This window comes from Brucella pseudogrignonensis (genome assembly GCF_002252525.1).
GTDB classification, from domain to species: Bacteria; Pseudomonadota; Alphaproteobacteria; order Rhizobiales; family Rhizobiaceae; genus Brucella; species Brucella pseudogrignonensis.
Genome location: NZ_NNRM01000046.1, coordinates 176,479 through 195,421, shown reverse-complemented (window position 1 = coordinate 195,421; position 18,943 = coordinate 176,479). Strand labels below are relative to the sequence as shown.

Below are 18,943 nucleotides of genomic sequence, written 5' to 3'. Positions count from 1 at the left end.
CGTTGAAAAGCAGATCGCTCAGAAAGAAGACTGAGAGAGGCGAAGACATGCAAAATAGGCGGCAAGCTTGCGCCTGCCGCCTATCAAAATTCATGCTCTATCGTATGGGATTAGCTGGTAAAGGCGCCGGTCTTTGGTGCAGCAGATTTAGCCGTAACGCCAGCATCGCTTGATCTGATGACGAGGCTTGCACCGACCAGAATTTTCACTGGTGGCTGCGATTCAGCGGTATTGATGAGATCATCGAGAATGGTCACGGCGAGATTGCCGATCTTGCGCTTGGATACTTCGACAGTCGTCAGCCCAGGCTCCATGGTCGCACTTTGCGGCAGATTATCAAAACCAATCACCGAAACATCATCAGGAATACGAAGCCCCTTGCCTTTCAATGCCCGGATGAAGCCATAAGCTATGATATCATTGGTGCAGAAATAGCACTCGGCCAGATCAAGACCCGAATGCAGCATTGCGCACGTATCGCGATGCGCACCCTCATAGGTTGATTCAACCGAAAGAATGTCGCGTTCCTGAACGTTTAGGTCCAGACGCTGCATATTCTTGAAAAACGCATCGCGCCGAAGGCGGAAATTCGTCGTTTCCGTATGACTTGCGACAAAGCCAATGCGCGAAAAACCAAGCTGTTTGAAGCGCGACAGAACCTTGAAAACAGCATCTTCATTGTTCATGTCTACGAAGTTGGCTTCGACGACCTCATAAAACGTATCGATAAACACAGTCGGCAGGCCAAGCCCCTGTATCATGTGGATATCTGCTGCCGAAAGCTCGGTTCCCAGAGCAATCACACCGCGCACCGGCGCACCGGCCAGCGATTCTGCCACCGCACTGATCGGCTGCCCTTCAAAGCTTACCACTTCAAGCGTGTAATTGCGGCGTGTGGCCTCAGACGACATGCCATCGATATAGTCGGAGACAAATACGCTGTGGTCCCGATTTACTGTCTCGCCATGCTTGGCGATCTTCAGAAAGCGGATTGTCTCACCACCACCAGATCCAGTTTTAGCTGCGCGCGGCACATAATTGAGCCGGGAAACCGACTCAAGCACGCGGGCTCTTGTCTCGCCCGAAATTTCGCCTTTGCCGTTCAGAACAAGCGACACTGTAGCGGGAGAAACACCCGCATTTTCGGCAATATCTCTGATCGTAAAAGACTTTTTCTTTTTCATATTTTCCAAGCGGAACTTCGACTTTGATGGGGGAACTGCGTTGTAGTTTAGTAAACAGAACCACTACTGTTTAAAACGATTAGGGTAATTCCACCTGTTAGGCAACCATAATTCCCCGATATTGCGCTTGACAAGCCCTAACCTCTTGGTCATTTATTTAGTGAATAACAGTTTTGTTTACTAAACATGGTAGGAGGAGACCATGCAGAAGACAAGCAATCAGCTTGCTATGCTAGTTGTCATCAATCTCGGATTGCTCGCGCTTGGCGCGTATATTTCGGGTGGATCTTTCCTATCCCTGTTCAATCTGCAGTCGATGGCAGGCCAGGTGCCTGAAATCGGGCTGTTGGCAATCGGCGTGATGCTGGCAATGTGCGCCGGCAATGGCGGGATTGATCTTTCAGGTATCGCTCTGGCCAATCTGGCGGGCGTACTTTCCGCAGTTATCGTTTCGATGTTCATTTCCAGCGCCGAAAACCAGCTAGGCTTTAGCCTCGCGTTCATCGGACTGGCACTGGTGATCGGCCTTGCGGGCGGTATCGTCAACGGTGTGCTGATTGCGCGCTTCAATATCACGCCAATCCTATGCACGCTCGGCACGCAGATGGCGTTTACGGGGCTTGCGGTTGTTGTTTCTGGTGGCCGTGCCGTCATGGTTGGCAGCCCGGATCTGCTGTCGCGCATCGGCAACGACATGTTTCTGGCGGTTCCTATCAGCTTCCTGATCTTTATCGCAGTCGCGTTGCTGATTGCTGCTGTGGTGCGCTTTACGCCCTACGGTTATTGGCTGATGCTGATGGGAACCAACCCGAAAGCCGCTGTTTTTGCCGGTTTTCCGCGCAACGGCGTACTGGTCGCCACCTATGCAACCAGCGGTCTGCTGGCCGGGATTGCGGGCATCATCATCGCGGCACGCAACGTCAACGTGAAGTTCGATTATGGCAGTTCTTACCTTCTGGTCGCCATTCTGATTGCCGTCATGGCCGGTGTTAAGCCGGAAGGTGGCTATGGCCGCGTGATCTGCGTGGTCCTGAGCGCAGTTGCCCTGCAGCTGATGTCCAGCCTGCTCAACTTCGGTGGTCTTTCCAATTTTGTCCGCGACTTCGCTTGGGGCCTGCTGCTGCTCGCCTTCCTCGCAGTCGGAAAATACGACATCGCGGGATTCTTTACCCTCGGCAATCGCCAAAAGGGAAATATCGGTGCTCAACCCTCAGGCACCCGACCATAGACATTGGGGGAATGTTAGCGTGGAGGAAATCATGAAATCAGTAACGAAAAAACTGCTCGCCGGCACTGTCATTGGCGCAGCAATCGTCGCGGGCAGCGCGGGTACGCTCGTCGCACAGGAAAAGCCAGTTATCGCAACTGTCGTCAAGATCAGCGGTATTCCTTGGTTCGACCGCATGAACACCGGCGTTGAAGCCTATCAGAAGGCAAATCCTGATGTGGTTGCAACACAGAGCGGCCCTGCAACATCTGACGCAGCACAGCAGCTCCAGATCGTTCAGGACCTCGTTGCCAAGGGCGTCAATGCGCTTGCAGTCGTTCCTATGGACCCAGCAGTTCTGGAAGGCACCTTCAAGCGCGCCATGGAACGCGGCATCGTTGTTGTGACCCATGAAGCCGACAACCAGGTCAACACCATGGCCGATGTCGAAGCCTTCGATAATGCCGATTATGGCACAGCGCTCAATGAGCGTCTGGCAGAATGCATGGGCAAGAGCGGCAAGTGGACCACTTTTGTTGGCTCGCTGGGCAGCCGCACGCACATGCAGTGGGTTGGCGCAGCGGAAGAAAACGCCAAGAAGTACGCTGACATGCAGCTCGTCGATCCGAACAACGAATCCTTCGACGACGCCAACGGCACCTATGAAAAGGCCAAGGAAATCCTGCGCAAGCATCCTGATCTGAAGGGCTTCCAGACCTCTGCCGGTAACGACGTTCTCGGCGTTGGCCGCGCTATCGATGAAGCTGGCCTGAGCGGCAAGGTATGCCTGGTCGGCACCGGTCTGCCAAACCCTTCAGCTGATCTACTTGAATCCGGTGCGATTACAGCAATCGGCTTCTGGGACCCGCAGAAGGCTGGCATGGCGATGAATGCGCTCGCCCGTCTGTTCCTTGAAAAGAAGGAAGTCAAGGACGGCACCGATCTTGGCGTTGAAGGCTATAACAGCGTTCGCGTGAAGAAGGGTGCAGGCGAAGGCCTTCTCGTGATCGGCAACGGCATGGTGATTGCTGACAAGGCGACCTACAAGGAACACCTGTTCTAGGCGTTACGCACAGGTAGCCTGACCATCGTGCGTGGACATCGTTCAGCCTCGCGCGATGGTTTCAAAAACCCGGATGCAGCCCCCGCTGCATCCGGGTGCCTGAACCAACAAAACAGCCATAAAGCAAGACATTAGCGCCCGATAATTACCGTCGGTCGGTCCTACAGCCAGCCCAATCGCTTTGGCGAGCGGTGCGGCGATAAAGGAATTTTACGTGTCAACTACAACGACGAATGGGACGAGCAACGACCGGTCGCCGGATCGTTTTCTCGAACTGCGCAACATTCATAAGCGGTTTGGCGGCGTTCATGCGCTGCGCGGCATCGACCTGACAATCGATCTTGGTCAGGCCTATCACCTGCTGGGTGAGAATGGCTGCGGCAAGAGCACGGTCATCAAGATCATGTCCGGCGCACACGCTCCCAGCGAAGGCGAGATCATTCTCGATGGCAAAACATATGCCTCGCTGAACCCGATCCAGTCACTGGCAGCCGGTATCGAGACCGTCTATCAGGATCTGTCGCTTATTCCCAATTTGACCGTCGCTGAAAACGTAGCGCTGAATGAACAGCTCGTTGAAGGCAATGGCCGACTGTTCCGCAGCGTAAAGCTTTCTCAACTTCGCGAGACCGCAGAACGGGCATTGAGCACGGTTGGTCTGCCGACCGACAAAGCCTTTCTGAACACAATCGTTTCCGAGCTGCCGCTCGCCATGCGCCAGCTGGTTGCCATTTCCCGCGCCATTGCAACGCGCGCCAAGCTTGTCATCATGGATGAGCCAACCACATCGCTGACCCGTCGGGAAGTGGACAATCTGATTGAAGTCGTTGAACGCTTGCGCGCTGAGCGCGTCGCAGTGCTTTTCGTGACCCACAAGCTCGATGAATGCTATCGCATCGGCGGCAATGCGGTTGTCTTCCGCGATGGCCAGTGCGTGGCGCAAGGACCAATCGAAAACTACACCAAGAAGCAGCTTTCCGAGCTGATGATCGGCCGGGAAATTGATGCCGAACGCTATCGCACGGCACAGCCAGGCGATGCCGAACTACTTAAACTCGACGGCCTTACCGCATCGGGCTTCAAGGACATCGGTTTTCGCTTACGCAAAGGCGAAATCCTTGGCATCACCGGCCTTGCAGATTCCGGCCGCAACGAGCTTGCAATGGCGATCAGCGGCGTCGTGCCTGCACATTCCGGTTCAATCCGCCTCGAAGGAAATGTAACCGAGGTCAAAAGCCCTGCGGAAGCCATTGAGCGCGGCATAGGCTATGTGCCGGAAGACCGGCTTGCAGAAGGCCTTTTCCTCGACAAGTCGATCTTCCAAAACGAGATCGCGCTGATCTTCCGGAAGCTCTGCAACAGCCTTGGCATCGTCGACCAGAAACAGGGCCGCAACATCGCCGCCTCGCTGATGAAAGAGATGCGGCTTAACACAACCAATCTGGACCTGCCTGTTGGCGCGCTTTCGGGCGGCAATCAGCAGCGCGTTTTGATCGGTCGCTGGCTGAGCATTGCCCCCAAGCTTCTGGTGTTGCACGGCCCGACCGTCGGCGTCGATGTGGGATCAAAAGACACTATTTACCGCGCAATTCAGGCGCTGGCCGAAGCTGGCATGGGTCTCATCATCGTCAGCGATGATCTGCCTGAGCTTCTGCAGAATGCCGACCGCATTCTTGTTATGAACTCAGGGAGCATCGTCGCAGAACTGGATGCTGCACAGGCCACCGAAGATCAGCTCTATCAAGCCATGATGTCGTCGCAGAAGGAAGTTGCCTAATGAGTGCGTCGCAGTATCAACAGGATCTGGGTCGAGCCCAATCCTTCAAGCTGGGTGACTTCATTCGCAGGCGCCCCGAATCGATCACTTTCTTCCTGCTCGTGGCAATCTGCACGATTGTCTCGGTCATCAACCCTGCATTCCTGCAAGCTTCGACACTGATCGATATTGGCCGTGCCAGTGTGGTGATGGGCCTGTTTGCGCTTGGTGTCTTCATCATTCTCGCCGCTGGTGGCATTGATGTTTCCTTTACGGCAATTGCCGCCACGACAGTCTATTCGCTGACGCTTCTGGTGCAGTCCTATATGCCGGAACTGCCGATCATCTTCATCATTCTGATGGCGATTGCTGGGGGCATTTTCCTTGGTGTTCTCAACGGTCTGCTGGTGCATTACCTCAATGTGCCGTCATTGATCGTCACCATCGGCACGCAGTATCTCTTCCGCGGCTTCCTGCTGGCTTTTGTCGGCACGGTCTGGATTATGTCGCTGCCGCCGACAATGGGTGCTTTCGGTCGCCTTCCGCTGTTCCAGTTTGAATCGGCAACCGGCGCAACCATCACCATGCCATTCTATTTTCTGGTGCTGCCTGCGGCTGCAATCCTGACCTGGTGGATATTGAACCGCACTTTGATGGGCCGCGCGATTTTTGCGATGGGTGGTAACAGCCAGATCGCGAGCCGCCTCGGCTATAATCTGCGCACCATCCATATCTTCCTGTTCGGCTATGCAGGCGGTCTGGCCGGACTTGCAGGCATCATCCATGTCTGCGCCAATCGCCAGTCGAGCCCTTTCGACTTTGTTGGAACAGAAATTGCGGTCATCGCCGCCGTGGTTCTCGGTGGTGCACGCATCACCGGCGGCACCGGCACCGTCTTTGGCACCCTTCTCGGTGTGCTGCTCATCACCGTCATCAACAGTGTTCTGGTGCTCGTCGGCATCCCCAGCACATGGCAGCGTCTCGTCGTAGGCTGCTTCATCCTGCTGGCTGCCGCCTTCTTCGTCACCCGCCAACGCAAGAAATAACCCGATACTCTCAAGAGGAAATCATGAAGAAATTCCTGAACGATCCCGTCAATTTCGTGGATGAGATGCTCGAAGGCATCTATCGGGCACATCCCGAGCTTACCTTTGTCGATAATGACAAGCGTTGCATGGTCACAGCCAATACCAAATCCGGCAAGGTCGGCATTGCAACAGGCGGCGGCTCCGGCCACCTGCCGCTGTTCCTCGGCTATATCGGCGAAGGCATGATCGATGGCGCAGCTGTCGGCGGCGTCTTCCAATCGCCAAGCTCAGAGCAGATGTATCAGGTCACCAAAGCCATCGATCAGGGCGCTGGCGTGCTCTACATCTATGGCAACTATAGCGGCGACATCATCAATTTCGATATGGCTGCAGAACTCGCCGATCTCGATGGCATCGCCGTCAAACAGGTTGTCGGCAATGATGATGTGGCGTCCTCGGTTGTCGGTGAAGAACACAAGCGTCGTGGTGTCGCCGGTATCTTCTTTGTTTACAAGGCAGCCGGCGCAGCTGCAGCCAACGGTCTGTCGCTTGATGAAGTGACGCGTCTTGCCGACAAGGCACGTCTGCGCACCCGCACCATGGGCGTTGCTCTCTCCAGCTGCGTTGTACCGGAAATCGGTCACGCAACCTTCTCCATCGGCGAAGATGAAATGGAAATCGGCATGGGCATCCATGGCGAACCCGGCATCAGCCGTAAGAAGCTCGCCAGCGCAGATGCAGTCATCGACGAGCTGATGGAACGTATTTTCGCCGAGCAGGCCTATGCCAAGGGCGATGAAGTTGCCGTTCTGGTCAATGGTCTTGGCGGCACGCCGCTTGAAGAGCTTTACATCATGTTCCGCCGGGTTTCCCAGCTGTTTGATGAGCGTGGCGTCAAGGTCAAGCATGTCTGGATCGGCGAGTTTGCCACGTCCATGGAAATGGCTGGCGCGTCGGTTTCCGTGCTGCATCTTGATGAAGAACTGGAGCCATTGGTTGCCGCCTCCGCAAACACCCCATTCTTCAAGCATTTTGCGGTTTGAGGTCAGATTATGAACGTCATTACAGCATCTGATCTGATCAACCTTTTCGACAGCTGGAAGCAGCTTTTTGCAGAACAGCGCGAATTCCTTATCGCGCTGGACGGCAAAGTTGGCGATAGCGATCTCGGCATCACCATGAGCAAGGCCTTTGCAGCAGCTTCGGAAGCTGCCCACGCGGAAGGTGAAGCTGCAGGCATCGCCAAGCTTCTGCGCACCGCTGGTGCCACCATGGCCCGCGTCGCGCCATCAACCATGGGTACGCTGACCGCAACCGGCTTCCTGCGTGCAAGCAAGGCCTGTGACGGTATTGACGAGCTGGGAACCGCAGAGATTGCCGCATTCTGGCGTGCCTATCGTGATGGTATTGCCGAGCGCGGCAAGGCAAAGGTTGGCGACAAGACGCTTCTCGATGTGCTTGATCCAATCGCTCTAACGCTTGAAGCACAAGCATCAGCGGGTGCTTCACTGGCAGATGCGCTTGCAGCCGCCGCCAAAGCTGCAGAAGATGCGCTTGAAGCGACTAAAACGATGGTTGCCCAGCACGGCAAGGCCGCAGCTTTTCAGGAAAAGACCATCGGTCTTCAGGACGCAGGCGCAACTGTCGGAATGCTGCTGATCACCAGCATGTCGGCTTTTGTTTCTGCAAACTAAAAGCGAATAGTTCTCAAGACAGAAGAAGCCCCGCGTTTATGCGTTCGGGGCTTCTGCCATGCCGTTGCGGATGCGCTTGACGACGGTGAGGATCAAAAGCGCACAAATCACAGGCTGCAACCAGAACATCCATTGTGGCAGAATGCCATCAATGGCGATCCACGCACCCAGCACACCAAAGACCACAGCGCGGTCGCTCTTGCCCATTGGGCCGTCGTAACGGCGGCTTGACCCGAGCGAGGCTGCCGTCACGCCGACAAACTCCGTCAGCGTGGCGATGAAGATAATCGCGAATGTCCACAGCGCCGAAAACGGCGCGATGATCGCAAAAGGCGCATAGAGCGCCGCGTCGGAAATCACATCGCCGATCTCGTTTAGATAGGCACCCAGCATGGATTTCTGACCATGTTCGCGTGCCAGCATACCATCAACTGCATTGAGCGCCATGCGCAGAAAAAGCCAGACCGGCACCAGCGCAAACCAGACTGCATTCCCGTTCAGCGCAAGAAAAGCACCAAGAACAATTGAGACCAGTGCAGCTGCAATCGTGACCTGATTGGCCGTCACACCTTTTGCCGCAAGCTGCACAACAAGAGGTCTCAACAAGTTCTGGAAACGGGACTTAAGTTGATAAACAGACATAAGAAACTTTCGGGAAACTTTTGGAAATGACGATTATGTAAAAATCAGCTATTTGCGACCGGCCTTAGCTCGTTTATTCAAACATTCTATTCTACTCAATAGTAATGGGTCGAATAACTTGGAGTTCATCCCGAAAAATGGGAGAAGGCCTGTTGAGAGGAGAAATGATGAGCCAGCGCAGAGAATTGCCGGGGCATGAAACGGCGTCACATCGTGAACCGCTAGAATCCCATTTCGTCACCCATGACGGCACTTCGCTGTTCTATCGTTTCTGGCCTGCCCGCTCCGAAAAGCCGAAGGGCGTTATCGTTCTGCTGCATCGCGGCCATGAGCATAGCGGGCGTGTGAAACATCTCGTGGATGAGCTCGGCCTTGATGATTATGCATTCTATGCCTGGGATGCGCGCGGCCATGGCAACTCTCCGGGCGTGCGCGGCTTTTCGCCGTCTTTCGGTGCTTCGATCCGAGATCTCGATAGTTTCGTTGCCCATATCCGCAATGAAACCGGCGTAAGAAACGAAGACGTGGCGCTTATTGCGCAGAGCGTCGGCGCCGTTCTGGCGAGCGCATGGGTGCATGACTATGCGCCCAATATCCGCGCGCTGGTCATGGCGTCGCCAGCCTTCGACATCAAGCTTTATGTGCCTTTCGCCAAAGAGGGCATCGCGCTCTGGCAGAAACTCAAAGGCACGTTCTTCGTCAATTCCTACGTCAAACCGCAGTTTCTGACCCATGATCGGGAGCGCATTGAATCCTATCGCACCGATCCGCTGATTACACGGCCCATCGCCTCGCATATTCTGCTTCAGCTTTATGAGGCGGCAAAGCGCGTGGTGGATGATGCGCGGGCGATTACCGTTCCGACACAGCTTCTCATTTCCGGCAGCGATTTTGTCGTGCGGCCAACGCCACAGCATCGCTTTTTTGAGAACCTCGGCAGCCGCATTAAAGAGCGCCATGTGCTCAAAGGTTTTTACCATGACACGCTGGGCGAAAGGGATCGCAAACCGGCACTCGCGCTAATCCATGATTTCATCGAGGCGCGTTTTGCGGAGGCACCACAACGCGCCGATCTGACGGAAGCGCATATTGCAGGCCATACGCGCGATGAGGCTGACAGACTATCAAGTCCGCTACCGCTGCTTTCACCGCGCGGCCTTTACTGGGCATCGACGCGCGCCTCTATCGGATTTGGCTCGCTTTTGTCGGAAGGTCTGAAAGTTGGTCGTCGTACCGGTTTCGATTCAGGTTCCACGCTCGATTATGTCTATGAAAATGAAGCACGAGGCTTGGGTCCCGGCGGCAAGCTCATCGACAAGCAGTTTCTGGAAGCCATTGGCTGGCGCGGCATTCGCCAGCGCAAAGTGCATCTTGAGGAACTTATCAGACACGCCGTCAGGCGGCTGGAAAGCGAAGGTCGATCGACCAATATCCTCGACATTGCCTGCGGGCATGGTCGCTATGTGATTGATGCGGTGGTGCGTGCTGGTGAATTGCCGGACAGCATTCATCTTCGCGATTACTCGCCGATCAATGTGCTGGCTGGACGCAAGCTCATCAAGGGTCGCGGTCTTGAAGCAATCGCCCATATGGAAGAAGGCGATGCGTTCAACGAAGACAGTCTGGCAACGGTCACACCACAGCCAGACCTCGCGATTGTTTCGGGGCTTTATGAGCTTTTCCCGGACAATGCGCTCATTAACCGGTCGCTTTCGGGTCTCGCCCGTGTGCAGAAGCCGGGCTCACTGCTCATTTACACCAACCAGCCATGGCATCCGCAGCTTGAAATGATCGCTCGCGCGCTCACGTCACATCGCGGCGGACAGGCATGGGTGATGCGCCGCCGCACACAGGGCGAAATGGATCAGCTTGTCGAAAAGGCGGGCTATCGCAAGATCGAACAACGCACCGATCAATGGGGCATCTTTACCGTATCGATTGCCGAACGCATCGGAGACGCTGAAGCGTGACCACGCAATTGACGGAGCTTGATGGTTTCTCGCGGCGGCCTGTGATCCGCCGCGCAATCGCTTGGCTTCTGTTTCTTGGACCGTTTTTCTATCTGACCTATGGCACCGCCAACTGGCTTGCATCGCTCCATGATGACGTGCCGAACCTCGCTTTCAACTGGGAAGGCCATGTTCCCTTTATCGCGTGGAGCATCATTCCCTATTGGTCGGTCAATCTGTTTTACGCGATAGCACTTTTCGCCAATGACAGCCCGGAACAGGTGGACCGGCTGGCAAAGCGTTATCTCACCGCGCAGATTATCGCCGTTCTTTGCTTTGTCGCCTTTCCGCTGACAGCCACATTTGTCAAACCTGAGACCTCCGGTCTGCCGGGTTTCATGTTCGATGTGCTGGGCGGGTTCGACAAACCGTTTAATCAGGCGCCGTCGCTGCATATCGCGCTTTTGATCATTATATGGGATCAGATGCGTCACGTGATGGGCCATGTAATGCGTGTGGTCTGGCATGTCTGGTGTCTGCTGATCGGATTATCGGTGCTAACCACCTATCAGCATCATGCGGTTGATATTCCGGCAGGCGCTTTGCTCGGGCTGTTTGCGCTGTGGCTTTTCCCACGCAACACACCCTCACCTTTGGCAGATTTTCAGTTCACATCAGACCCGAAATCCCGGAGGATCGGCTTGTACTATCTGGCGGGGGCAACAGTTTTTCTTGCGCTGGGCGTCCATGGTCTGAGCATCACCGGCTATGCGATCTTCTGGTTCTGGCCCGCAACCGCACTGGCGCTTGTGGCACTTGGTTATTTCGGTGCGGGTGCTGGTATTTTCGAAAAACAGACAGATGGTAAGGTCAGTCTCGCCAGCCGCCTGTTGCTTTGGCCTTACCGCTTCTTTGCCCGACTGAATATCCGCTTCTGGACGCGCAAGCTCCCAGCCCATGTCGAACTTGGCGACAATGTTTTCCTCGGGCGCTTCCCCAAGGCTAGAGAACTGCAATTTTTCTCGACCGTTATTGATCTTGCATCCGAAATGGTGCCACCGGCGCACTCTATCGACTGGAAAAGCTACGGCACGATTGATCTCATCAAGCCTCCCGCAGAAAAGCTACGGCTCGCATCGGATGCGGTCGAAGTCGCACGCCATCACGGTCCGGTGCTCATCTGCTGCGCGTTGGGCTTTCAACGCAGCGCCACGGTTGCAGCCCATTGGCTCATCAACACAGGCCGCGTGAACAATCAACGCGAAGCCGAAGAGCTGATCCGCGCAAAAGGCTGGCCGGTGCATCTGCACACAAGTGAGGTGCATGAATGAGCGCGCAGGCATCAAGCATCGCGGCAAGTTTGCAGCGTAACGCCTATCTCGGCATTGCACTGGCCGTATTGATACTGACTGTCGCACCGTTTTTGCGCGTCGTGCATGACCTCACCTTCTGGCTGATCTGGCCGGTCCTCCTTGCGAGTAGTTTGGTCACTCTCGGAATTGCCGCTCACCTGCTGTTTGATGCAGCACTTTTTCGGCTGGTTGCCGCAAATCCCATTGAAGAGGCAGGACTGATCGAACTCGACAGGACGCTCGAAAAAATGGGCCTGCGTGAAGCAATCGGCCCCACCCGACCGCTCTTCGAAAGGATCGCCGGTTCCCGGCGCATCATCGGTCGTTTGCGGTTTTTTCTGGCACTTGCCATCGTGCTGTTCATTCTTCTGGCCTTCGTGCCACATGGTCAGGGGCTTTGATATGCGGGAGCTGATCCGCCATCAGGTGCAATCGATTTTCGGCTCGTTTCTGGCGATCCTGTCGCGCGGGATTACCGGTGTGCGGCCCATCTGGAGCGGCACCGGACCCTCGCGCAATCAGCGCATCTATTTTGCCAACCACACCAGCCATGGTGATTTCATTCTGCTCTCGTCCTGTCTTAATCAGGAAGAACGTGCGCGCACCCGCGCCGTCGCCGGTGCTGATTACTGGCGGGGCAATGCCGTGCGTCAGTTCATGGCTGAAGTGCTGCTGCGCACTGTGCTTGTGGAACGCAACTGGGTGGAACGCACACAAGATCCGATGGAAGTGATGCTGAAAGCACTGGCCGATGGTCATTCGCTCATCATCTTTCCCGAAGGCACACGCAACATGACCGATGAAGCGCTGCTGCGTTTTCGGTCCGGCATCTACAATCTTGCGCTGGCGCGACCGGATGTTGAACTGGTGCCCTGCTGGATTGAAAATATGTCGCGCGTGCTGCCAAAGGGCGCGATGCTGCCCGTGCCACTTCTTTGTCGTGTGATTTTCGGTGCGCCGGTTCAGCTCCTAGAGGGCGAGGACCGCAAGGAATTTCTCACACGCGCGCGCCAGAGCCTTCTCGATATTCAGCCTCAGAATGGTAATCACCCATGAGCGAAACAACCCAACTCTTCCTTGGCCTCATGGGCGTTCTGGTCACAGCCAGTGCCGTTGCCGGTGTCTTGTCATGGCGTGCGCCAAAACCGCTTTCATCCACGCTGGTCAACCTCAATGCCCGCATCAAGGCATGGTGGATCATGGTCGGCGCCATGTGCATCGCCTTCCTGTTCGGCAAAGGCGGCGTGATCGTGCTGTTTGGGCTCATTTCGTTTGCGTCATTGCGCGAATATGCGACGCTTACACAAACCCGTCGCGCCGATCATCGCGTGCTGCTTGGCATGTTCCTGCTGGTCATTCCGGTGCAATATTACCTGATCTGGATTGACTGGTACGGCCTCTATTCCATCTTCATTCCGGTCTATTGCTTCCTCGCCATGCCGGTGCTGACTGCCCTTTCCGGCGATACGTCGCGCTTTCTTGAACGCATCAGCGAACAGCAATGGGGCATCATGCTCTCGGTCTATTGCATCAGCCATGTTCCTGCGCTGATGACGCTGGATATTCCGGGCTTCGAAGGCAAGAAGCTGCTGCTGATCGCATTTCTGGTGGCAACCGTTCAGGGCAGCGACGTGCTGCAATATGTTTTCGGAAAATTGTTCGGCAAGCATCGCATTGCGCCCAATATTTCTCCATCCAAAACCTGGGAAGGCTTTGTCGGAGGGGTCGCGAGCGCATCTCTTCTGGGGGCTGGACTTGCCTGGCTCACACCGTTTTCGCCATTGCAAGCTGGTGCGCTGGCCGCGACCGCTTGCGTCATGGGCTTTTTCGGCGGGCTTGTGGCATCTGCCATCAAACGTGATCGGGGGGTCAAAGACTGGGGACACATGATTGAAGGACATGGCGGCATGCTCGACCGCGCCGACAGTCTTGTCTTCTCGGCCCCGGTGTTCTTCCACATTGTGCGGTATTTCTGGGCGTAACCCCCGGTTCCGAATGTGACGAAACAAAGCCTTGGAAACCCCGGATACAGTAAAAACTTGTTACCCGGTTTTGCAGGTCTTTATTTCGCGATGCCTTTTATGACCTTTAAGCCTTTCAGGGCGGGTTCCGTTTTACCGGACCCGCTCTATCTGTTTGCTCGGGTGGGAAATGCAAAAGAACTGAAAGGTTGAAACGATGAAAACTGCAGGTATCTGCGCTTTTATTCTGGCATCGGTCACCGCAGGCGGCGCTATGGCGCAAGGCCAGGCCACACAGCAGATGACACCGGAAGCGCTCTATAAAGCAGCACAGAACCAGCTCGGTATCGTCGAGTATTGTAAGGACAAAGGCTTCGCGACACAGGAAGACATCGACAGCCAGCAGTCCATCATGAAGATCATGCAGGCACCAGCCGACAAATCCGGTCTTGAAGAAGCACAGGCAGCCGGCAAAAAGGGCGTAGTCCAGTCAATGGGACAGGAAACCGACGTTGAAGACTATGCCAAGACATCTGGTAAAAGCGTCGAGCCGTTCTGTCAGCAGATCACAACGGCCATCAAGCAGGCCGCGGCCCAGTTGCCGAAATAAGGTTTTGCTTCCTTTGTCGCTGCGGTGGAGTGCTCTCCATCGTTGCGGCTGTCGGTCATTTTTGCCGAAATGCAACAGCATTCACATAAGATGAGTATATTGCTCATATATTATTGCGTTTGCACAAGCGCATAACTATGGTGCCGCCACGAAAATGTGGTGCCTGCCTTGAACCAATCTGACAAATCCAATCTGCCTTCGGCTTTTCCTCTGCAAGAAATTGCAGATATTGATGCCGCTATTACAGATTATTACGACGAACTGTGCCGCGCAGTCCGTCGGCGTGGGCACGTCTCCTCCAATGCCAATGAAGTCGTCCACGATCTTTATGTCAGGCTGAAAGACCGCAGGACCGATCTTCAAGGCAAATCGTCGTTACGCGCCTTTCTTACGCGCGCTGCGATTAATCTCGGTCTTGATCGGTTTCGCCGCGAACGCTTTGAAGCAAAGCTGTTTTGTGGCACTGAAGACGAAGCCGCAAACATTGCAAGCAAGGATGCAAATCCTGATCTGGCGCTGGATATGCCGCGCCGCCTCGCCTGCCTGCGTGATGCGATCATGGAACTGCCATTGCGTCAGCGCCGCGTGTTCATTGCCCACCGGATCGGCAATCTATCCCCAGATGAAATAGCCATACGCTTCGGAATTACGCGTAACATGGTAGACAGGCATCTGCGGAAAGCGCTTATGCACTGCCTCTTGCGGCTCGACGAACTGGATCAGGCATAATGCGCGCGACGGCAAAGAAGAATGATAAGGCTGAGCGCCAAATCCAGGAACAGGCTGTCGACTGGCTGATGCAGTTGCAGGCATCGCCCAGAGATCTGGAGGTTGTCGAAGCCTGTGCGCTTTGGCGCGCCAGCGATTCCCGGCACGAGCTTGCATTTGCCAAGGCTTCGCGCGTTTTCAGCGATACGCGATTTCTGTTGCTGCAAGACACCGACTTTGCAAAAACCGCAGCCAGAAAGCCGCGCTATCCTGTGCGCGCGGCCGTCACCTCCATGCTGTTATTCGCGGCCCTCGCGGGCGGTTTCCTTGCCTTTGACGGGCCGATGCGCTTGCGTGCTGATGCTATATCGGCGAGCAGCGAGATGCCGGTCATTGAGTTAAGCGATGGTTCGACCGTTCAGCTGAATGCCGGTTCAGCAATCGCTTTCGATATTACGAATGATGGACGCCAAGTGCAGCTGTTGCGCGGCGAAGCCTATTTCATTGTGGCGCCAGATCCACAGCGCCCCTTCACGGTTAAGGCCGCAAATGGCGAAGTGACGGCCCTTGGCACCCAATTCGATGTGAAACTGAAAGATGGCGGCGCAGATGTCATTGTCACCGAACACGCAGTTCAGGTGCAGACCAGCGCGTCATCATCTGCCTTCAGCCCGCTCGATACGCTGCGGCTGGATGAGGGACACAGCGTTTCATACGACAGCCGGAATGGTATAGGTCCGGTTTCGATGGTTGATCCGGAACTTGCGGCATCCTGGCGAAGCGGTCGTCTTGTTTTCGAGGACCAGCCGCTTGAACATGTGGTCAGAGATATTGCGCGCCACCTTCCCGGTAAGGTGATGATCGCAAGCAGCGACCTCGCCGAACGCCGGATCACCGGCACCTTCGATCTCTCCGCGCCCTCGACAGCACTTGATGATTTTATCAAGGCTTTTGAGCTGAAAGCAGTCCGTGTCGGGTCACTGCTCACGGTGCTGCATAATTAATTTTCGACCAAATGTCCCAAACAGTTCAATTCATTCGTCCAGTTGGTGAAAGGCAGTTTGCGCAGCCCGCGCGAATGCCTCAGCCACCCAATGCCCGACACCAACGCCTTGAACGTTGAGACTGGAAACGACATGAAAAGCCCCACCTCGCGCATTCTCACTGCCTGCACCCGCCCGCTGTTTGCTTCGCTGCTTTTGAGCGGCACGGTTCTAAGCCCGATTATGACTGCACCAGCAATGGCACAGACAGCATCGCAAGCAGTCAGCATCAATATCCCGGCAGGTGCGCTTTCAACGGCACTTAATCGCCTTGCAGTTCAGACGGGTCTGCAAATCGCATTCGACGCGTCCGTGACCAGCGGCCTCAAGACATCCGGCGTCAGCGGAACCATGGCACCAGCCGACGCGCTTTCTGCATTGCTGCGCAACACGGATATCCAGTATCGCTTTACCGGCAATCGCACTGTACGCCTTGAGCGCGAAACGGCTGCAAACAATGCAGCCGTGCCTGCTGTTGACGGAGCAGTGCAGCTCGATACGATCAGCTTCTCCCAGATTACCGGCGTGAACTTCGCTGATCTCGACCCGCGCGTCTCTCAGATTACACCTGAACAGATGCAACAGGCACAGGCCTCGACAATTCCCGAACTCATCAAAAAGACGCCCGGCGTAGCAATGCTGGGGGGTGTCCGCACTGAAGGCCAGTCGATTTCGATCCGTGGTTTCTCGCGACAGACTGATGTTCGGGTTCTGCTCGACGGCGCGCCGAAAAACTTTGAAAAATACGATCAGGGCACCATTTTCGTCGAGCCTGAACTTCTCAAGCGCGTCGAGATTGAAAAGGGTGCAACCACGGTTCGATATGGCAATGGTGGCTTCGGTGGCACCGTGAAGCTTGAGAGCAAGGATGCCGCCGATATGCTGCGTGCTGGCGAAAGCTGGGGTGCGTGGGGTAAAACCGCATATCAGACAGCTAATAAGCAGTTTCTGGAAACGGGCGCGGTTTATGGCCGTTCCAATCTCGGCACCGGTATGACGTTTGACGGTATTGCCAGCCTGACTTGGCGCAAGAGCGACAACATGCGTGTCGGCGGCGGCGAGACCTATAATTACTCAAGTTCTGAACTCACTTCATTCTCCGGCAAGCTTTCCGGCGAATATGGCGGGCACAAAGTGAAGGCCTCGGTTCTTTATGGTGAGAGCGCCAATTGGGGACCACTTGCAGCCATTCGCGGACAGCTTCAGCCAACCAGCAACAGCCTCGTTCCCGGCACACCTGCCTATAAGGAAGCAATGCGCAGGCTGCTTGCATGGCGTGAGCTGAAAGACTTCACTTCGGTATTCGAGCACACCTATGACGGCGACAGCGACCTCGTAAACACCCGCATCATGGCGAGCTATTCCTCAACCGACATGCATGCTGAACGTGCAACCGGCGTGAATGGCACGGCATCGCTTGGTGGTACCGAAAACGATGCGAAATATTCGGATTTTCATATCGAAGCTGAAAACACCTCCAACTTCGAGCTTGGCGGTATCGAACACAGCCTGAACTACGGTGTGCAGTATAACCACCACATTCGCGATGTGACGATGTTCGACATCACGAAGAAGAACGACAAAAGCTATAATTATGGCTATTACGCCCCATGGATCATGCCCGGCGGCAAACAGGATGTAACATCCTTCTTCATGCGTGATCGCATGGCCATTACCGACAAGCTGACCATCACGCCCGGCATCCGCTATGACTATGTTCGCTCTGAAGGTGAGCCAAATGCGGCTGCGATCTATAACGATCCAAAAGCCGGACATGACTATTCGTCAGCATCCCACCATGGTTTCACACCAGCGATCAGCGCATCCTATCAGGTAACACCCACGACGCGCCTGTTTGCTGACTGGGCTTATGCCATGCGCGCGCCCAATATTGACGAAATCTACTCGGTGCAAAGCGGACGCACACAAACCTCCGGCACAAGCAGAGATCTGGCAGTCGAGCGCAACAACACGATCAATATCGGAGCGGATACGTCGTTCAGCGGTATCTTTACCGATTCCGATGTGTTCATGGTGCGCGGCTCGTTCTTTAACAACCACGTCACCAACCCGGTGGCGCGTCGCGTCGGCAGCGCAAACAAGGTTGGCCTGAAAGACGGCGAAGTCCCATTCTACTGGAACATGCCTTCCTATTATTCGCGTGGCGTGGAACTGGAAGCGCATTACGAAAATGACTTCATGTTCGCCGATGCAAGCGTCACCTACATGATTGGTCGGCGCCATGGCACGGTCAATAATATCTATGGGCCAGATAGCTATATCAACGATATCATGCCGACAACGGTTGTAACGACCCTCGGATACAAGCTGCCGGATCAGGATATCAATTTTGGCTGGACGGGGACCTTTGTCGACAAGCAGGACCGAACCTCCTATGTCAAAGGCGATCTCAGCTACAATCGACCAGAAACGCCGGGCTATGCCGTGCATGACCTGTTCTTCAACTGGACGCCGACCAAAGGCTTCATGAAGGATTCGGAATTGCGTCTCGCACTGGAGAACGTGTTCGACAAGGAATACGAACCTTATCTGACTGACGGCATCACAGCCATGCCAGGCCGCAATCTGAAAGTCTCTTTCAGCCGTAAGTTCTAAATTATTGGAGCGCATCCCGAAAAGTGTGAAACGGTTTTCGGATAAAGATGCGCGTTAAACAAGGATAGAGAGCGCCGATCTGATCCAATCAGATCGAAACGCGCTCTAAAGGGCTGGAAATTCGTTTCCA

The 18,943-nt window shown here is 55.1% G+C and carries 17 protein-coding genes; 15 read left to right on the top strand and 2 right to left on the bottom strand.

All coding sequences use genetic code 11. From position 1 onward, the window contains the following. Window positions 1–110 precede the first annotated feature (110 nt). Complete coding sequence (locus CEV34_RS22450; RefSeq protein WP_007877222.1) at window positions 111–1,184, bottom strand: LacI family DNA-binding transcriptional regulator; 1,074 nt, start codon at window positions 1,182–1,184, stop codon at window positions 111–113. Window positions 1,185–1,386: 202 nt separating this feature from the next. Here CEV34_RS22450 and CEV34_RS22445 point away from each other — a divergent pair, with 202 nt between their 5' ends. The 6 genes from CEV34_RS22445 to CEV34_RS22420 all read left to right on the top strand — a co-directional run bounded on the left by CEV34_RS22445 (window position 1,387) and on the right by CEV34_RS22420 (window position 7,932). After that, complete coding sequence (locus tag CEV34_RS22445) at window positions 1,387–2,412, top strand: ABC transporter permease (protein WP_094544576.1); 1,026 nt, start codon at window positions 1,387–1,389, stop codon at window positions 2,410–2,412. 31 nt (window positions 2,413–2,443) lie between these two features. Continuing rightward, entirely contained in the window at window positions 2,444–3,454 is a 1,011-nt protein-coding gene (locus tag CEV34_RS22440; RefSeq protein WP_007877226.1) for a substrate-binding domain-containing protein, read from the top strand. Between the two features lie 214 nt (window positions 3,455–3,668). Then, entirely contained in the window at window positions 3,669–5,231 is a 1,563-nt protein-coding gene (locus CEV34_RS22435) for a sugar ABC transporter ATP-binding protein (protein WP_094544575.1), read from the top strand. After that, entirely contained in the window at window positions 5,231–6,256 is a 1,026-nt protein-coding gene (locus tag CEV34_RS22430) for an ABC transporter permease (protein ID WP_094544574.1), read from the top strand. The genes CEV34_RS22435 and CEV34_RS22430 overlap by 1 nt, the downstream gene beginning before the upstream one ends. Window positions 6,257–6,279: 23 nt before the next feature. Further along, on the top strand, window positions 6,280–7,281 hold the full coding sequence (locus CEV34_RS22425; protein ID WP_094544573.1) for a dihydroxyacetone kinase subunit DhaK: 1,002 nt from the start codon (window positions 6,280–6,282) through the stop codon (window positions 7,279–7,281). A 9-nt stretch (window positions 7,282–7,290) separates the two neighbouring features. After that, a complete protein-coding gene (locus tag CEV34_RS22420) occupies window positions 7,291–7,932 on the top strand; it encodes a dihydroxyacetone kinase family protein (RefSeq protein ID WP_094544572.1) in 642 nt (213 codons plus the stop codon). A 36-nt stretch (window positions 7,933–7,968) separates the two neighbouring features. Here the strand turns inward: CEV34_RS22420 and CEV34_RS22415 are convergent, their stop codons facing one another. After that, window positions 7,969–8,574: a CDP-alcohol phosphatidyltransferase family protein gene (locus CEV34_RS22415; protein ID WP_094544571.1), complete on the bottom strand. Its 606-nt coding sequence runs from the start codon at window positions 8,572–8,574 to the stop codon at window positions 7,969–7,971. A gap of 167 nt (window positions 8,575–8,741) precedes the next feature. On the opposite strand from CEV34_RS22415, the gene CEV34_RS22410 reads away from it, so the two are divergent. From CEV34_RS22410 to CEV34_RS22370, 9 genes are all read left to right on the top strand, one after another. Beyond that, a complete protein-coding gene (locus CEV34_RS22410; protein WP_094544570.1) occupies window positions 8,742–10,544 on the top strand; it encodes a bifunctional alpha/beta hydrolase/class I SAM-dependent methyltransferase in 1,803 nt (600 codons plus the stop codon). Further along, a complete protein-coding gene (locus CEV34_RS22405; protein ID WP_094544569.1) occupies window positions 10,541–11,854 on the top strand; it encodes a phosphatase PAP2/dual specificity phosphatase family protein in 1,314 nt (437 codons plus the stop codon). The genes CEV34_RS22410 and CEV34_RS22405 overlap by 4 nt, the downstream gene beginning before the upstream one ends. Next, complete coding sequence (locus tag CEV34_RS22400; RefSeq protein ID WP_094544568.1) at window positions 11,851–12,276, top strand: hypothetical protein; 426 nt, start codon at window positions 11,851–11,853, stop codon at window positions 12,274–12,276. Before CEV34_RS22405 ends, CEV34_RS22400 begins: the two co-directional genes overlap by 4 nt. 1 nt (window position 12,277) lies before the next feature. Beyond that, entirely contained in the window at window positions 12,278–12,931 is a 654-nt protein-coding gene (locus tag CEV34_RS22395; RefSeq protein ID WP_079213233.1) for a lysophospholipid acyltransferase family protein, read from the top strand. Continuing rightward, window positions 12,928–13,857, top strand: coding sequence for a phosphatidate cytidylyltransferase (locus tag CEV34_RS22390; RefSeq protein ID WP_007877240.1), 930 nt, complete (start codon window positions 12,928–12,930; stop codon window positions 13,855–13,857). Before CEV34_RS22395 ends, CEV34_RS22390 begins: the two co-directional genes overlap by 4 nt. Before the next feature lie 196 nt (window positions 13,858–14,053). Then, window positions 14,054–14,446 carry a hypothetical protein gene (locus CEV34_RS22385; RefSeq protein WP_079213235.1) on the top strand — a complete coding sequence of 131 codons (393 nt, stop codon included), beginning with the start codon at window positions 14,054–14,056 and terminating at the stop codon, window positions 14,444–14,446. Between the two features lie 159 nt (window positions 14,447–14,605). Next, window positions 14,606–15,175 carry an RNA polymerase sigma factor gene (locus CEV34_RS22380; protein ID WP_094544567.1) on the top strand — a complete coding sequence of 190 codons (570 nt, stop codon included), beginning with the start codon at window positions 14,606–14,608 and terminating at the stop codon, window positions 15,173–15,175. Continuing rightward, window positions 15,175–16,158 carry a FecR family protein gene (locus CEV34_RS22375; protein ID WP_094544566.1) on the top strand — a complete coding sequence of 328 codons (984 nt, stop codon included), beginning with the start codon at window positions 15,175–15,177 and terminating at the stop codon, window positions 16,156–16,158. Before CEV34_RS22380 ends, CEV34_RS22375 begins: the two co-directional genes overlap by 1 nt. 132 nt (window positions 16,159–16,290) lie before the next feature. Further along, complete coding sequence (locus CEV34_RS22370; RefSeq protein WP_094544565.1) at window positions 16,291–18,813, top strand: TonB-dependent receptor; 2,523 nt, start codon at window positions 16,291–16,293, stop codon at window positions 18,811–18,813. Window positions 18,814–18,943 lie beyond the last annotated feature (130 nt).

Bases quoted from the DNA above. Each gene is read 5' to 3' on its own strand.
- CEV34_RS22400 (WP_094544568.1), top strand. From the start codon at position 11,851: ATGAGCGCGCAGGCATCAAGCATCGCGGCAAGTTTGCAGCGTAACGCC.
- CEV34_RS22445 (WP_094544576.1), top strand. From the start codon at position 1,387: ATGCAGAAGACAAGCAATCAGCTTGCTATGCTAGTTGTCATCAATCTC.
- CEV34_RS22425 (WP_094544573.1), top strand. From the start codon at position 6,280: ATGAAGAAATTCCTGAACGATCCCGTCAATTTCGTGGATGAGATGCTC.
- CEV34_RS22375 (WP_094544566.1), top strand. From the start codon at position 15,175: ATGCGCGCGACGGCAAAGAAGAATGATAAGGCTGAGCGCCAAATCCAG.
- CEV34_RS22385 (WP_079213235.1), top strand. From the start codon at position 14,054: ATGAAAACTGCAGGTATCTGCGCTTTTATTCTGGCATCGGTCACCGCA.
- CEV34_RS22430 (WP_094544574.1), top strand. From the start codon at position 5,231: ATGAGTGCGTCGCAGTATCAACAGGATCTGGGTCGAGCCCAATCCTTC.
- CEV34_RS22440 (WP_007877226.1), top strand. From the start codon at position 2,444: ATGAAATCAGTAACGAAAAAACTGCTCGCCGGCACTGTCATTGGCGCA.
- CEV34_RS22410 (WP_094544570.1), top strand. From the start codon at position 8,742: ATGAGCCAGCGCAGAGAATTGCCGGGGCATGAAACGGCGTCACATCGT.
- CEV34_RS22370 (WP_094544565.1), top strand. From the start codon at position 16,291: ATGAAAAGCCCCACCTCGCGCATTCTCACTGCCTGCACCCGCCCGCTG.
- CEV34_RS22415 (WP_094544571.1), bottom strand. From the start codon at position 8,574: ATGTCTGTTTATCAACTTAAGTCCCGTTTCCAGAACTTGTTGAGACCT.
- CEV34_RS22450 (WP_007877222.1), bottom strand. From the start codon at position 1,184: ATGAAAAAGAAAAAGTCTTTTACGATCAGAGATATTGCCGAAAATGCG.
- CEV34_RS22395 (WP_079213233.1), top strand. From the start codon at position 12,278: ATGCGGGAGCTGATCCGCCATCAGGTGCAATCGATTTTCGGCTCGTTT.
- CEV34_RS22420 (WP_094544572.1), top strand. From the start codon at position 7,291: ATGAACGTCATTACAGCATCTGATCTGATCAACCTTTTCGACAGCTGG.
- CEV34_RS22390 (WP_007877240.1), top strand. From the start codon at position 12,928: ATGAGCGAAACAACCCAACTCTTCCTTGGCCTCATGGGCGTTCTGGTC.